Below are 12,984 nucleotides of genomic sequence, written 5' to 3'. Positions count from 1 at the left end.
GGGCGTCGAGCCCTGCTTTGCTACCAACTGGAGAATATCGATGCTGACAAATGAAGCGCGGGCTTTCGTGAAGCAATGGAGCGAGAGCTTGCTGGACTTGGGGCCTGTCCTGACGGGCGAGAACAAGACGGCATCTCTGGACGAAATCCGGGCGGTCTACAACAGGATGCTGGCGCAGAACCCTGCACCGGCGGGCATCACGTTCGAGCATGTCGTCAATGGCGGGATACCGGGTCAGGTGGCGATCCCCGACGTTCTCAAGACCGACGCCATCGTTGTCTATATCCACGGGGGCGCGTACATCGTGGGCGGGCCGGACGGCTACCACGGCATCAGTGGCAATCTTGCGAAGATGTTGGGCGCCAAGGTGTTCCTGCCGAACTATCGGCTCGCGCCCGGGCACCCGTTTTCCGGCTGCCGTCGACGATACCCCGCGGTTCTACAAAGGCTTGCTCGATGCAGGGCGCCCAGCCCGCAGTATCGTCTTTGCCGGCGAGTCTGCTGGTGGCGCAATGACCGTGACCGCGATGGTGGCTGCCCGCAACGCCGGCCTACCACTGCCGGCTGGAGGGGTGGCCATTTCGCCCTGGGCCAACCTGGAGCACACGGGCGTCTCGATGACCAATCGGGAAACGATCGACCCTTTGAACAGCAAAGCCGGTCTTGTCTTCCTGGCGAGGGTGTTCCTGCAAGGCGCTTTGGCAATTCATCCGATGGCATCGCCGGTCTTCGCCGACGTAACAGGTCTGCCGCCCATCATGGTCCAGATTGGCGAAGCAGAACTGATGCTCACGGACGGCATGCGTCTCGCGTCGCACCTTGCCGAGAATCGTGTCAGGATGACTCTCGAAGTCTGGCCCCATATGTTCCACGCGTGGCACTTCGTTGCGACTTTGCAGCCCGAGGCACAACAGGCCATGGAGAGCGCCTCATTGTTTTTGGAACAGTGTCTGCGCAAAGCGAACCCGTCGGCTGGCTGAGTTCCATGGCGCAGTGGGATGCACGGCCTGATCTACGGCGTCATCCTGCTGGTCGTGGTGTTCACCATGCCGCATGGGCTGGTCGACAAGTTCGGCGGTTCAATCAAGAACTTGCTGGATCGCTTGCCAGGCACGCCTTCCGACGATGCTGTTCCGGCCGTTCCCCAGCGGGATGCGTCCCGGTTCTCGGCTGGCCAGGTGATCCTGAAGGCCGAGCATCTGAAGAAGAACTTCGGCGGCCTCAAGGCGACTGACGACGTCTCGCTCGAACTGCATCAAGGAAGCTGGCCGACCGCGGCTACGGCTCGAGAACGGGCAGTTTGCATTGTCGGGAACCGGCGCGGAGTTAATCGCAGGCCCGCACGTGCGCAAAGCCTACTTGGGGTACATGCCAAATGGTCACACCCCCTTTGACCGAGCGCACCTTTGCGCGCAGTTCACTGATACCTACGATTCATAGACGGCTTGAGTTGATCGAAGCAAGCCAGTTGCCACTCCACTCTCTTCAAACCAGGACTACACGATGACCACCATCACGACCGTTGCAAAGCCGGACGAACTCGCTATCCCCTACGCGCTGCCTCAAGTGCCCTTCATGTCGCCGGACTTGGTCCATCTCAATGTGATGGACAAATGGCTGGAGGACGACAACCTGTGGGTGCCGGTCACCAAGACCGTTTCGTTCAAGCCGCTGCTGCTTTGCACCAGCGGAGGTTACTACGTTAACCTGCTGCGCGTGCGCAAGGCCGGCGTGCTCTCGCGTCATCGTCACACTGGCGCGGTGCACGCGATCGTCCTGAAAGGCCGATGGTTGTACCTGGAGCACGACTGGGTCGCCGAGGAAGGCTCTTATGCGCACGAGCCTGCTGGCGAGACACACACGCTGGTCGTCCCCGAAGGCGTGGATGAGATGATCACGTGGTTCCATGTCATTGGGGGCTACATATACGTCGACCCACAGGGTGTGGCGGTCGGCTACGAAGACGTGTTCACGAAGCTTGAAGCCGCCCAGAAGCACTACAAGGAACTCGGTCTGCCGGACGACTATATCAAGCAGTTCATCCGCTGAACTGGTGGGGCAAGGTGTTGCCGAAGCATCCGCGAGGCGCCTTGTTCATTACGGCGCTGCAGCGAAAAGCTTGAGACGTCGATGGACTCCTACACACAACTGTTGGCCTTCGTCTGGGTGATCGAAAGCGGCAACTTCTCGGCTGCCGCGCGCGCGCATGACTTGAGCCCTTCGACAATCAGCAAGCTCATCACCGCCCTCGAAAGGCGTTTGGCTGTTCGCCTGTTTGTACGTGGTGCCCAAACATTGACGCTGACCGAAGAAGGCGTCGCCTTCGAGGGCAGCGCCCGTGCAGTCACCGAAGCGATGGCCGCTGCGGATTCACTGGCCGAGGCGCTTCCGCAGCGAGTTTCCGGTGTGCTTCGCATTCACACCATGACGACGTTTGCCAAGCATCAAATCCTGCCTTGGCTACCCGAGTTCCTCGTTGCGAACCCCGATCTGGCCGTCGAGATCGAGGTCGGCGCGCAGTTCGTGGATCGCTTCGATCAAGGTGTAGACGTTGCCATTCACAGCGGGATCTTGCCGGACTCCTCGCGAGTCGCGCGCCGGATCGGCGAGTCGGAATGGCTCGTTTGCGCCTCGCCGGCTTACCTGCTCAAGTACGGCGAACCAAAGACGCCTGAAGACCTGTTGCAGCACAGGTGCTTCAACTTCAGCTTCGCCAGTCCCTGGAACAGCTGGTCGTTTCGGCGGGCCGACGAGATAGTCACGGTGCCTGTGCAATGCAGGGCTTCGTTCACCCAGGGCGACCTGCTTCGGGATCTGGCCCTCGCCGGCGAGGGCGTCGTGCGCCTGGCAGACTTTCACATTGGCGCAGATATTGCGACCGGCGCGCTGGTTCCACTGCTGCAGGCGTTCCGCCTCAAGCTTCGCGAACCGGTGTATCTGATTCATGCGCACCGTGAACATGTCAGTCCGAAGGTCAGGGCCTTTCAGATGTTCATTGAAGCCCGCATCGCGCGGCAAGGCTGGGCCGCGTGAGTACCTGGGGCCCTCTACCGTCGGGCTGAGAGTGGCTGCCGCTCGGAAGCAGCGGCGGGAGACTTCTTGCCGGAAACGTCGGTCGAGGCTTTTCGGCTCGCGAAGGTTGGCCTCGTGCACACGGTGGTGGGCAGCGCAGCCCACGTGAGCGACATCAGCGTCGCCGGTGCACTGCTGTATGGGGAAGAGCAGGGCGGCCTTCGGCGATGCCGGCTACGAAGGCGCGCACAAGCGTGGCGAAGCCCAAGGGCTGACCTGGTCCTGCCGACCGGATGCTGCGGATCGGTCAGGCTGCTCAGCAGTTTGGCATCAGGATGATAAATCGAGCGAGTGCGGACCGATCGCCCATGTGTTGCCCCTCGATTGCTGCGCTTCGACCCGTGCTCGACGAGGGGCGCGCCGCGCATCCTTATTTGGGAGATTTCCTAGGCAGGCGGCGCGGTGTTGCCGCTGCGCCTCTCCCCACGGGTCCCTCTGGTTTGCGCAACGCGGCCGTCGCCGAGGCATGGCTCTCTCGTAGCTTTGTGATCTCGCGTTCTGACTGCACTTGGAGGCGCTGAAGCTGTGTGGCGAGGTCGGTTGCCCGCAGATCTGCTCCAGCGGCGCGCTCGCGCAGCGTCGCCAATTCGACCTGAGCCGCTTGGTGCTGTAACGACCAAGCCGCTGCCGCGTCGCTGTGCGCGTTCTTCTCGTGCTGTAGCGCCTGCTGCGCACCGACGAGAGCCGCGCGAGCGGTCTCGGCATCGGCAGCGTGGGCCTTTTGCACCTTCGCGAGTTCGGCGGTGACCTGGCGCGTCGCCATCCGCTCGCGATCGACCTCAGAGAGGAGGCGGCGTTCCTGAGCGAGGTGTCGCTCCTGGGCTTCCTCGGTTGCGCGCTGCTTGTCGCGCAGTTCCATGGCTGACTTTTCGCGCAGCGCCTCCTTGCTGGCCACCGCCTCGTCTAGGGCCTTGCGCAAGCGTCGCACTTCGGCTTCAGCGTCGCTCAGCAGGCGAGCCGATTCCTGTTGCTGCGTGTGCATCTGCGCCTCCATGGCCGTGACCGCCTGGCGCGAGGACGCGAGGGCCTCGTCGAGCGCCACGCGGGCTTGCTCGAAGGATGCCTCGCGCTGGGTCAGTTCCGATTCCTTCTGCGCGAGCGCCTCGCGCTGCAGCTCGATCTCGCGCCGGGCCGCCTCGGTCTTCTGAACCTGCACCTGGTCGGCCTCACTGCGGGCGGATTCCCAGAACAGCTTCGCCGACTGGACGACGGCCAGGGGAAGCTGGTTCGCCAGGCCGTCGGCCGGGCTTACGCCATGACCGTCCAGGCGCTTGCCGAGCGTGGCGAACCAGCGCTCCAGCATCGGGCTGACGGTGTTGGGCGAGCCGCTGCCGATCTTCTGCCGGACACGCTCAATCGTCGGGCGCAGGCCTTCCTGCAGCAGCGCGTCGGCGGCCTCCCAGACCTGGGCCTCCTGGATCCCGCGGCCGCTGCGAATGGGATGGATGTTGTTGATCGAACTTTTCGGATCCATGTCGGCTTTCCTCGCGATCTTTTACTTGCGATAATAAGAGATTATCGGAAGTGATGTACATTATACGTAAGACATCATACGTAGTATGTGTGTTAAATAACAAGAAGACGACTGCGGACTGACTGCGCGCGCCGTCGTCCCGTGAACCCATGCTGCTGGAGCTCGCCCATGAAATCTGCTGAAAAAGTGCCGCCGTCCAAGGTGCCCAAGGTCTCCAAGGCCCTGGTGCCTCTGAAAAGCGACCACGCGCTGCTCGATCCCGGCCAGCTCTCCGGGATGGCGGAGGAAGCCGCGCACGACCTGATGGCCGAGGGCGAGTCGGACAACACGCGCCTGGCGTACCGCGCCGCCATGCGCTACTGGGCCGCCTGGTTCGGCGCGCGCTATGGCCAGCAGATGGCGCTGCCGGTGGCCGTCCCCGTGGTCGTGCAGTTCATCGTCGACCACGCGCAGCGCTCGACCAAGGCAGGCCTCGACCACCAGTTGCCGGCCGAGATCGACCAGGCGCTGGTGGAAGCCGGTTTCAAGGGAAAGCTCGGCGCGCCGGCGTTGAACACCCTGATGCACCGGATCTCGGTGCTCTCGATGGCGCACCACGTCTCCAAGCAGCGCCCAATCCGTGTGTGGATCCCGCGGTGAAGGCGCTGCTGAGCAAGACCAGAAAGGCCTATGCGAAGCGCAACGCCCTGCCCCACAAGCAACGTGCGCTGACCAAGGAGCCGCTCGAGGCGGTGCTGGAGACCTGCGATGACTCGCTGAAAGGGAAACGCGACCGCGCCCTCCTCCTTTTTGCCTGGGCCTCGGGCGGGCGCCGGCGCTCGGAAGTCTCAGAGGCTGTGTTCGAGAACCTGCACCGCGGGGATGAAGGCGCCTATCTGTACACCTTGGCCAGTTCGAAGACAAACCACAACGGGAAGATCCGCTCGGAGGACGTGAAGCCGGTGGTCGGGTCGGCGGCGGTGGCGCTGGACGCGTGGCTCCAGTCCAGCGGCATCAGCTCGGGGCCCCTCTTCCGGCGCATCCTCAAGAACGGCAAATTGGGCACCGACGGGCTGTCGGGGACCGCGGTGCGGGACATCGTGAAGGCGCGGTGCGCGCTGGCGGGGGTGGGAGAGGATTTTTCGGCGCATTCGCTGCGCTCGGGGTTCGTCACAGAGGCGGGCAGACAAAACATGCCGTTGCAAGAGACGATGGCGATGACGGGGCATCGGAGCACCGATACGGTCGTGGGGTATTTCAGGGCAGGCGCGGCGCAAGTGAGCGGGGTGGCTCGGATGATGGATTCGGGGGAGGCCACCAGAGATTGAATGGACTTCGAGATATCCGAGCTCGTGCTGTCCAACAGTGAGACTGCCGGGGCAGCGTGTGCCCAATTCGTTCGCCGGCCTGATTGAGACGTCGACCGCGATACCCAAAACGCGCATCTATCTCGCCAACGTCGACCCTTCGATCGTAAAGAAAGTGAAACACAAGCTGTGGAAGACCCAGAGATTCCTCCATCATCTGACGCAAAGCACCTCACAATAGCTCCGGCAGCGGCAGTGCATCCCAAGGAATTGTTGGCACAATAACGTGCAAAGCATGTAACGGCTGCATTCGCCGTGCTAATTTAGTAATGAGGGAACTAATGACGCACAAATTGAAAATTCTGCACATTTCTGACGCTCATTTTCGGTCTGCCAATGTAGTCTTGGCAGACGCAGCGAAGACGGCCCAGCGAATTGATCAAGTCAATCGGGAGGCGTGGGAGCGCGAGCGTGTTCTTGGAGTTTCTTGGCAATCCAATATTAAAAATCTGATCGATAGCGGCGATAGGCCAGACATCATTGTCTTTACTGGCGATTTGGCTGATTGGGGACTTCCCCAAGAATATACGCGAGCAACAGAGTTTTTTTCGGAATTGGAAAGATTAACTGGCATCGAGCGCAAAAGAGTTTTTGTTATTCCGGGAAATCATGACGTTTGCCGAGGAGTGCGCGAAGACGATTTTCGGCAATTACGTGTGATCTCATCGTCGCTACAGCGAGAGACATCTGAATGGCTTGCCGGAGGCGCCGCGCCGTATGGCGTAAAGGATGAATGGAAGACAGCAATAAAAGAACGATTTCAGAATTTTTGGAAGTGGGTTGAATGCGATTTTGGCAGGCCCGAACTTCTTCCTTCGAATTCTCCTCATGGCGTGCTCGGATATCAGGCGCAGATCACGATCGAAAAGTTTCCATTTCAAATAAATTTGATTGGGCTTGAAACACAGTGGCTGTCCGGAGATGACCATGATGCGGGAAAAATCTGGTTGAGCGACAGCCAGATTGGAATACTGGGCACTATTAACGGCAAGCCATTGAGCGGGTTGAGAATTGCGCTTGGCCACCATCCGCTGGCAATCCTCAAAGATGCCGAGGTTTCTCACAGACTCGTTTCTGATTATTTTGATATTTATTTACATGGACACCAACATTCTCCATTGGCGACCATCAGACAAAATCCGGATAGGAGGCTTCTTGAATTAGCGGCGGGTTGTCTTTTCGAGGGCGATGACAAGAGCAAGTACAGAAATGCATTCCAGTGTATCGACCTCTCCCTCGATGACCACGGTAAAATTATCGAAGTGGATATACGCTTTCGAGCTTGGAGTACCGGAGGATTTTGGCATGATGACGGCGCTATTTATAAATCGGCTGTCAACGGACGTCTGCAAATTGATTGTCGAGTGACTGCGTCGACGTTTAATGAAATTGGGAAGATGGCCTCTACAGAGGTGTCGGCCATAATTGACTGTGAGATCGATTCCCTGATGTTTCCGATTGGGGGTCGAATAGACTATATCGTGAATGATTGCGACGGACTAGATATCCTTATTAGCCGACTAGCGCAAAACCTCGATACGCGCATTGAGCTTAATGTACTAAATTCCGCGCTTCGGATAGACGATCCACCCGCCCCTCTTCGAAAGGAGGATGTCGCAGAAGCGATGGCGGACGTATTTCCAAAAAATCAGGCTCGGCTCGAAACAAATATAGCCAGCTGCATCAAATATTTCCGGCAAAATTTTGGGGACAGCACCAATTTTAATGCGGCACGCGCAATCACAACTTGCATTAGGACGCTAGCAAAACGACCCACGGTAGTTTCCGAGGAATTCGATATAATAGATGTCTTTAGGATTTCCGGAGAAAATGCGTATTTCAAAGCGCAAGTGCCAATTTCAATCGTCGACAAAATCAGGCAGAGAAATGGCACTGGCCCCGTTATATATGCATATCACGGCATTCCATTATTTGGCATGGGTGCTGCTGCGGTCGTCGCCTATGTTCTGCCGTGGTTTGTCATATATCAGCAGTTTGAGCCGGAAAAGCTAAACGATTTTGATTGGTTAGAATGGAATTGGGGGAGTGCCTGAGCTTTTGTTTTTCAGGATGATCTCGTCTCCAACAATGCTGCGCCGCACACCCCCAAGAAATGGATGCACTCCTACTCGTAGGTGACTCGTTCGAAGAGCCGCAGCTTCAGTTGGCCGATCAGGGCTTCGTGTGCGTCGGTTTCGAAGAACACGCCGCTGTCCTGATTGACGCCGTACTCTAGGCCACTAATCTCGAAACGGTGCAGGTGCTTGTCCTGCCAGCCGAAGGCGATCTGCAGGATCTGGTGAAGCCGCGCGACGCTCGTATCGCCTCGCACCAGGAGGCGCCGCCAGATCAGCGGGCTGATGCTTCGCAGCACTGCGCGTAGCTGCAAGACCGCCCGCCCGGAAGACGCCCCGGATTCCATGCCCGGGGCAATCGTCCTTTCGGTGCGGATTGTCCGGTTATGTCGGGAATAACTTTGCGCGACAACGACTTAGGGCTGATCGCTTCTGCGCGAGAACCTTCAACTACAACTTGTTGATTCAACGAGGATTTTCTTGCCCCACCGTATCAAAGCGAGCCGAAAGGACGATTACCCCTGGATCCGCTCCAGCACGTCCAGGGCTTCAGCATGTAGCGCATCATCCGCAGGTGGGCATACCGGGCAGTCATCGCGATGGACGAATGGCCCAGCAGCTCGGACACACGGCGTACCCCAGGGGCTCCAGCAATGCCCAGCGATCCCGAAGCATCATGATGGTTTGGGTCGGCAGGCGCAGGGTGCTCTCGTTGTCGGCTATGGGCAGCCGTCCGTGTCGCGAGCTTCGCCTAACTCGGCTCGCGCACTAGGCCGAGCGTAATGCGCGTGAAGGACGCCGGTATCAGGCTGCATCGAGCGCCGGGTCGACCGTGCGATTCGCGCGCTCACGGCCGCGCCGGAGCTTGCAGCACCTGCCACAGCCCGCTGCGCTGTAGCTGGGTCTTGGCGTCGATCGTGCTGGGAACCTGCTGCTTGACCATGCGATCGCCGCGTTCAAAGTTGTAGATGAGGACGTAGCACTCCCGTCCCCTAAACTGGACGCCGCGGTACTCCTCGGGCAGCTTCACGAATCCGCGCGAAAAGAACACGCGGGCATCCTCGATCGACAACTCGCGCGTGGACGGCGGCGCGAACTGGTCGGTGACGGCGAAGACGAAGAAGCGGAAATGCCCGCGGTTCATGAGGAACAGCTTGCCGAGATAATCCACGAGGTCGCGCGCCGGAACGGTGTCGTAGCTCCAGCGGTCGTCTCCCTTCAGGGGTACACCGTCGGGTTGGGTCTGCTCCAGCTTCGTCACGCGGACGAACCCGCCTGGGATGCGGAACACGCCACCGGGATGGAACCCGGCTGCCTCCAGCGCGCCGGCCAATCGCGCGTCGATGTCCAGCAACGAGGCGCTGTCCTGCCCCACCAGTTGCCGCGGGATCACGTCGCGATCCGAGAACCGGGGCGGCGGCCAGGGGAAGTCGGGCAACGCATAGATCGACCCGGACATGCACTCTTTGAACCAATCATCGTAGAAGCGGCGGAACGTTGAGTGCCACCAGAGGGCGATGAAGTCGTCGACGGCGACGGCCGTAAGAATGGCTTGCGTGTCCGGGGCAGGAGATGCATCGGCAGCCATCAGGCGGACGGCAGCTCGATGCCTGGCCTCCGCGTCCGTCGAAACCAGGAAATCGGCCAGCACGCGGCTTGCGAGTTCGGATACATCGGCAACACCGACACCGTATTCGGCCGCCAGCAGGCGGACTTGCGCATCCGCATCCTCTGCCAGGCCGCGCAGCGCGTCGCGACGGAAGTCGGGAGCAAGCTCGGTGGCCAGCATCGCTTCGAGCGCGGCTTTCCGGACGGCGGGATCCTTCGCCGCGAAGGCAGGTTGCAGCGCGCCGGCCAGGCGCGCCGACGGGACATTCGAGAGTGCCAGGATCTTCAGGGACAGCCGGCTGCTGGCACCGCCTTGGGCCAACCGCAACAATTCGGCGACCGCAGCGTCGCCGAACAGCCGGACCGCGCCAAGCATGTCGGCCTCGTCCGCGCGGCCTAACTCACCGTGTGCCAGCTTGGACGCCACGACGGGCGCCAGGGTCGGCTCTCCCAAGGCTGCTGCTAGCAATGCCGCCGTTCTTCGCACGTAGTCCTCCTGGCTGCCCAGCAAGGCCTGCAGCCGCGGCATGGCGGCCTCGACGGCCGGCCGAAGAGCATTCCAGTCCCGTGCCCGCCGCTTCGGGTTCGCACGCTCTGCTTCCGATGCGCGCGGTGCCAGGACGGCAACGACCAGAGCATCCGCTATCTCCGCCGCTTCCTGGTCCTTCTGCCTGGCAGCGAAGTCGCGCAGCATGATCGCGATGGACTCGGAATCGCCCACGCTCGCGAGCTCCAGGCAGGCCGCGCGATTTCCGGCGCTTTGGCAACTGCGCTTCAAGACCGTGACACCGCTGTCGCCGAGCCCTGCCAGTGCCACCGCGAACTCGCGCGCGTCGTAACGATCGGGGTTGTCCAGTCCGGCTGCGAGATCCGGCGCCAGGCCCGATGCACGCGGGCCGATGCGGCCGATCGCATTCGCGACCTCCTTCTTGCTGATCCAATCGGGAGGTGTTTTCAGCAGGGAGTGCAGCAATGCGATCGAGGCCGCATCTGCCGTCGGCCGGGCGACGAGATGGACCAGCGAACGCAAGGCTTCGCCCGTGTAGCGCGGCGATGCGTTGGCCGACGATCGCGTGCGAATTTGCGCTGCAAGCTGCTGCGCAATGCGACGGGAGTTTTCCGGCGTCACGGTATCCAGTGAGTCCATCAAGTCCAGGGCGCTCTCTCGCACCTTGGGGCTTGCATCCGGCGCGGGCTCGAGGATGCGTGCTGCGTCCGGGACGAGGTGCCTCGGAAGCGGACCGGCGTTGACGAGGGAGTTCCTCGCCAGGCGCCGCGCTTCGGCGTCCCGGTCGACGGCGGCGGCCAGCAACAGCCTGAGCGCACTGTCGGAGTACTGCGAAAGCTTCTCATGGCCATCCCCGAGAGCGCCGATCACACTGTTGCGGGCAGCCGAGCCCACGGACGGCTTCGCAAGGAACTGCAAGGCTTCCGCTTCGATCGCCCGGGAATGGGGAGCGGGTGCCGCCGCAATGGCGGTGGCAACGGCCAGGTCATCGTTCAGCGCGCGAAAGCGCCGGATCATGCGAAGCGCCTGTTCATCGCCGAGCGCCGCGATCTGCCTGATTGCGTACAACCTCGTATCCGCGGGTTCGAGCAGGCGTTCGTACTCACCGATGTGCGCGCGCGCGGGTTCCCTGAACTCGCGCCTCAGCACTCCGACCAGCCGCGCGCGGTACTCCCCGGTCGCATGCTCGATCTCGCCGACGATGACAGGCAGCGCGCCCGGACCCATCTGCGACAGGGCCAGTACGACATAGGGCAGGAGCGAGTAGGTCGTGCCCCTCGGGATTCGCAGGGACGGATGCCGCGCCTTCTGCTGATCGGGCTCGCGTAGCAAGCGCAACACCGGAAGCGCCGCCGGGGCGCCGATGCGGCCGAGCGCCAGCGCCGCGGCGAAGCTCGGAACGAACATCGCGCCGCCGCAATTGGCATAGCTCAATTTCGCCGGCTCCCCCACGGAAGCGGGAATGCCCGCCGGCCCGTCCCGCAACACGGCCAGCAGTGCTTCGATCCCTGCCGGGCCCAGCTTTCCCAAGGCAACTGCGGCCGCGCCTGCAGCTCCGCCTTCACCTTCCGCATACAAGGCCTGCACAAGGCGTGTTGCCGTCGCCTGCGGCTGCAGTGCCAGCTCCCCCATTACGAGGAAGCTCTGGAAGCGAACGTACTCCGAAGGGTCTGCCGCGCCCGCAAGGAGCGCTCGCATCACATCGTCCGGCGCACTGACGTCCAGGAACTGGCTGTCGTAGGCGGCCGCCAGGCGCACGCGCGGGTCGGCCGACCTCAGGCGATCCAGCCACTGCGCGGTTTCGCCGCCCATGGCGCAGGACCAGCCCAGTGTGACGAGGATGGCGAGCTTGCGTGCAATGCCGAACTGTTTCATAGCACAATCCCGTGACGTGAAGAGGAAGGGCAGGCAATGGCAAACGGACAGGGCCAGGAATCCGTGGAGCCCACTATTGGGCTCGATCGCGTGCGCTCGGCACTGGCGATCCAGTGGCTGGTCGCGAGCGCGATCATCATGTTGCTGCTCGTGCTGCAGTCGCTGCTGGGAAGATACGGCACCCACGTGCAGGACGCATGGAGCTGGATCCTCCCCAACCTGATGCCGACACTGGGCATGATGCTGACGGTCCTTGGGTATACGGCGCTCGACCCGAGCAGTCTGAAATCGGTGGTGCGCCGCACGTTCTTCCGCATTGCGTACTGCCTCTCCATCCTCTATTTCGTGCTGATCCTCCTGACCATTCTCATCCAGCCTGTCGTCGCAGCGGACAGCGAAAAGGCCATCGAACTGATGCGCACGTCCAATCTCTGGCTGGGGCCCTTGCAGGGTCTCGTGGTATCGGCACTTGGAGTGCTGTTCGTGTCCAAGAAACCCGTCACGCGGTAGATGCACAACGCAAAAAGTACACGATGCCGCCGGGGCCGGCATCCTCCCATTGACGGAGGGCGCAAGGCTGAGCCTTTGCGTTCTGACCCATTCCTGCGCCCGCCCTAACGTTGTCGGTGGACGTAGAAGAGAGCAAATCCGGCTCTTCCGCACTTTGTGTGACGCCCAAGTCGGAGGGGCTTGATTGCGTCCTCGATCGACCTCAACTCTGGGCAACATGACCAGTGGTATCGGTGTAATCGATCGCGTTCTCGCTCGGGTGGGCCCCGGTGGCTACCCAAACTCCCTACATGGTCCGCCCAAGAAGAGCAAGTTTCGGCGTCTTGACGTTTGAAGGGTTGCAGCCTTACATCCGGCCTGTTGATGCAGTTTTGCTGCTGGCCATCATGGCTATTCGCGGCCAAGGTTCCTACCTCCACCTTGTACTCAAGGTACTGGGAGTTTGTCGGAATGCCCCCGGCCCGGTTTGACCTTCGTCCATCATCGCGCTTTTTGCAGGCTCTCCTTCAAAACGGT

9 protein-coding genes and 3 pseudogenes are annotated in these 12,984 nt (G+C 61.2%); 9 read left to right on the top strand and 3 right to left on the bottom strand.

Annotated features, from left to right (window positions below; translation table 11 throughout):
• Window positions 1–40 precede the first annotated feature (40 nt).
• From QTI68_RS40240 to QTI68_RS34365, 6 genes and pseudogenes are all read left to right on the top strand, one after another.
• A pseudogene (locus QTI68_RS40240) lies at window positions 41–433 on the top strand (alpha/beta hydrolase fold domain-containing protein); the annotation flags it as partial.
• On the top strand, window positions 336–980 hold the full coding sequence (locus tag QTI68_RS34385) for an alpha/beta hydrolase fold domain-containing protein (RefSeq protein WP_353506461.1): 645 nt from the start codon (window positions 336–338) through the stop codon (window positions 978–980). The pseudogene QTI68_RS40240 and the gene QTI68_RS34385, both read left to right, overlap by 98 nt.
• 18 nt (window positions 981–998) lie before the next feature.
• Window positions 999–1,394, top strand: a complete 396-nt coding sequence (locus QTI68_RS34380; RefSeq protein WP_286528361.1) for a hypothetical protein — start codon at window positions 999–1,001, stop codon at window positions 1,392–1,394.
• A 109-nt stretch (window positions 1,395–1,503) separates the two neighbouring features.
• A complete protein-coding gene (locus tag QTI68_RS34375) occupies window positions 1,504–2,049 on the top strand; it encodes a 2,4'-dihydroxyacetophenone dioxygenase family protein (protein WP_286528360.1) in 546 nt (181 codons plus the stop codon).
• An 81-nt stretch (window positions 2,050–2,130) separates the two neighbouring features.
• Window positions 2,131–3,033, top strand: a complete 903-nt coding sequence (locus tag QTI68_RS34370; protein ID WP_286528358.1) for a LysR family transcriptional regulator — start codon at window positions 2,131–2,133, stop codon at window positions 3,031–3,033.
• Between the two features lie 99 nt (window positions 3,034–3,132).
• A pseudogene (locus QTI68_RS34365) lies at window positions 3,133–3,292 on the top strand (IS5/IS1182 family transposase); the annotation flags it as partial.
• Window positions 3,293–3,442: 150 nt separating this feature from the next.
• On the opposite strand, the gene QTI68_RS34360 reads toward QTI68_RS34365, so the two are convergent.
• Window positions 3,443–4,546, bottom strand: a complete 1,104-nt coding sequence (locus QTI68_RS34360; RefSeq protein ID WP_286528357.1) for a DNA-binding protein — start codon at window positions 4,544–4,546, stop codon at window positions 3,443–3,445.
• A gap of 276 nt (window positions 4,547–4,822) precedes the next feature.
• Here QTI68_RS34360 and QTI68_RS34355 point away from each other — a divergent pair.
• Together QTI68_RS34355 and QTI68_RS34350 are read left to right on the top strand one after the other, a co-directional pair.
• A pseudogene (locus QTI68_RS34355) lies at window positions 4,823–5,853 on the top strand (site-specific integrase).
• 320 nt (window positions 5,854–6,173) lie between these two features.
• Entirely contained in the window at window positions 6,174–7,946 is a 1,773-nt protein-coding gene (locus tag QTI68_RS34350; protein ID WP_286528355.1) for a metallophosphoesterase family protein, read from the top strand.
• 71 nt (window positions 7,947–8,017) lie between these two features.
• On the opposite strand, the gene QTI68_RS34345 is transcribed toward QTI68_RS34350, so the two are convergent.
• Window positions 8,018–8,314: a plasmid pRiA4b ORF-3 family protein gene (locus QTI68_RS34345; RefSeq protein ID WP_286528352.1), complete on the bottom strand. Its 297-nt coding sequence runs from the start codon at window positions 8,312–8,314 to the stop codon at window positions 8,018–8,020.
• A gap of 500 nt (window positions 8,315–8,814) precedes the next feature.
• Window positions 8,815–11,958: a hypothetical protein gene (locus QTI68_RS34340; RefSeq protein ID WP_286528350.1), complete on the bottom strand. Its 3,144-nt coding sequence runs from the start codon at window positions 11,956–11,958 to the stop codon at window positions 8,815–8,817.
• Window positions 11,959–11,994: 36 nt separating this feature from the next.
• On the opposite strand from QTI68_RS34340, the gene QTI68_RS34335 reads away from it, so the two are divergent.
• Window positions 11,995–12,468, top strand: coding sequence for a hypothetical protein (locus tag QTI68_RS34335; protein ID WP_286528348.1), 474 nt, complete (start codon window positions 11,995–11,997; stop codon window positions 12,466–12,468).
• The last annotated feature ends 516 nt before the right edge of the window (window positions 12,469–12,984 follow it).

It is taken from the genome of Variovorax sp. J31P207 (assembly GCF_030316965.1).
In the GTDB taxonomy this organism is placed as follows: Bacteria; Pseudomonadota; Gammaproteobacteria; order Burkholderiales; family Burkholderiaceae_C; genus Variovorax; species Variovorax ginsengisoli_B.
This window is presented reverse-complemented; position numbering and strand designations above follow the sequence as displayed.